This window comes from Methylobacterium sp. AC832, from assembly GCF_979256025.1.
Genome location: NZ_CEEDMV010000046.1, coordinates 1 through 272, shown reverse-complemented (window position 1 = coordinate 272; position 272 = coordinate 1). Strand labels below are relative to the sequence as shown.

Annotated in this window: 1 pseudogene; it reads left to right on the top strand. The window is 78.7% G+C overall.

What is annotated here, in order from left to right:
• A pseudogene (locus AC0IXR_RS25060) lies at positions 1 to 272 on the top strand (ATP-grasp domain-containing protein); the annotation flags it as partial.

The following is a 272-nucleotide window of genomic DNA, read 5'->3' as shown; positions in this document are numbered from 1 at the left end:
CCCTCGGCCTCGTCCTCGGCAGCGGCTTCGAGGCCGCCCCCGACCTGATGCGCGCTATCGCGGGACGCCACCGCCTCCTCGGCGCCGGCCCGGATTGCGTGGCCGCCCTCAAGGACCCCTTCGCCGTCGCAGCGCTGTGCCGGGCGCAGGCCGTCCCGCACCCGGCCGTCACCCGCGATCCCGTGCCCGACAGGGCCGCCTGGCTCCTGAAGCGGGCCGGGGGTTCGGGCGGCACGCATATCCGCGCCGCGCCGGGCGGCCCTGTCGGGCAC